Consider the following 1,927-nt stretch of genomic DNA (forward strand, 5'->3'; position numbering starts at 1 on the left):
CGCGCAGGCGGTGCAGCCCAGCGGCGCCGGTGCGACCAGCGCCTCCGCCATGCGGTCGGCTTCGCGCTCCTCAGGATCCTGCGCCTGGCCCAGCCGCACGCGGGGCGCGGGCTCGGCGGCGGGCGTGCGGGACGTCACCGGCCGCCGGCCTCCAGCACCACGCTACGGGCCGGCACGGCCGGAATGCGTCCAGATGTGCTGCGCGCCCTCGGCGTAGCTGCGTCGCCGCGCCACCGGCACGTCGGCCGCGGGCAGCGAGCCGGCAAGCAGCTCCAGCAGCCGCAGCACCTGGTCCGGCGCGGCGAGGGCGAAGAAGGCCGGCGTGACCTCCACGGCATTGCCCAGACTGGCCGCCCAGTTCTCCGGGCCGGCCGTCTGGGTCACGGTGACCGGGGTCTGCCAGACCGCGAACATCATGCGGTTGTAGCGGTCGCGGATGCCGGCGACGGCCCACTGGTCCTGGTCCGTCGGCGTCGCCAGGAAGGGGGCCGCGGCGCCGGGATCGGTCAGGCCGAAGGTCGCGGCGATCGCGTGCTGCGTGCCCGCGTGGTACGCGGCCGCCGGGTCCCAGCCGCCGGCGCGGCCCTTGTTGTCCTTGATCGCCTCATAGAGCTGCGCCGTGTCCCAGTCCGCCTGCAGCAGCCACTGCTCGAGGAAGGCGAGGGAGCGACGCGCCGCCGGCTGGTCCGCGGCCGGTAATCCGCCCACCGGATCCACCGGCGGGCCGCCCGCGGCGGCGCCGCTGAGCCGCAGGATCAGCACGACGTAGCTGTCGGTGTTGTCGCGCGCCTGCGCGCCGCCGATGAAGTCGATCATGCGGCTGCTGCGGTAGGCGATGTCCTCCGTGGTCAGGCCGGGGACCATGTGCAGCCCCTCGTGCAGGAGGGTGATCGCGTTGCCGGCCGCGTCCGCGCTGCCCAGGAAGTCCGGGCACAGGGTCATCACGCGCGCGCCGGGATCGGCATAGGCCGGCCGGTCGCACTGCCCGTCGCAGCCATTGTGGCAGACATGGTTCGCCGGCATGCGCGCCAGTTCGCCCAGCAGCCCGGTCAGGCCGGTCAGCACGTCGGCCAGCGGCACGCCTGGGAACAGCGTGGCGCTGTGGGCCTGCGCGTCCGGCGTGTTGGCCGCCGTCAGGGCGATTGCGGTGGTCAGGCGCACGAGGGCGATGGGGAAGGCGGAGTTGAAGGCGGCGCCGCAGGGCTCCACGGGGTTGCAGGCCACGCCGCCGCCGCCCAGCGGCGGCACGGCCGGCCCGGCCACCGGCGTCGGCACGACGGAGACGGCCCGACGCTCGCGGTAGCGCATCTGCCCCTCGCTCGCCGCCAGCTCCGGCGTCCGCGTATGCGCCGCCGTGTGTCCCGCCCCGCGCAGCGCATTGCCCACTGTGCGGATGCGGCGGTTCACCAGCGCGACGTTGCCGGCCGGGTCGCCCTCCTCGCTGGCGTAGCCGAACAGCGTCAGCGGCTGGTTCGGCGGCACGGCGAGCGGCGGGATCTTCGGCTGCTCGGACGGATCGATGGTGGCACTGTCGTAGTCGAAATAGATGGTGCCGGGATCGGCCGCGGCATTCGGGTTCAGGCCGATGATGTCGAAGTCGGTCCGCCGCCGGATGGTGCCGGCCGCGCCATCCTGCAGCGTGTGCGCGACCTCATGCGCCAGCAGTTCCTCGCCCTCCGGCGTGGAGAGCGGCGGCGCGCGCTCGCCGAGCGCGATGTGGCTGCCCACCGCGAAGGCGCGCGCCTGGACAGACCGTGCAGCCGCGGCGGCTTCCGGCCCGTGATGCAGGCGCAGCGCGGACAGGTCAGCGCCGAGCCGGCGTTCGAAGCGCGAGCGGCTGGCCTCGGGCAGCGGTGTCCCGGCGCCCAGCCGCAACGACACCGGTGCCACCGATGGCCCGGGGCCGAGCGCGCTGCGCCGCAGCTTG

The 1,927-nt window shown here is 74.9% G+C and carries 1 protein-coding gene; it reads right to left on the reverse strand.

Annotated features, from left to right (window positions below; translation table 11 throughout):
• Positions 1 to 162 precede the first annotated feature (162 nt).
• The coding region (locus OZN99_RS30670; protein ID WP_270938992.1) for an eCIS core domain-containing protein at positions 163 to 1,927 on the reverse strand (1,765 nt) is incomplete at its 5' end.

Origin of the sequence: Falsiroseomonas oryzae (assembly GCF_027856955.1) — a bacterium.
In the GTDB taxonomy this organism is placed as follows: domain Bacteria; phylum Pseudomonadota; class Alphaproteobacteria; order Acetobacterales; family Acetobacteraceae; genus Falsiroseomonas; species Falsiroseomonas oryzae.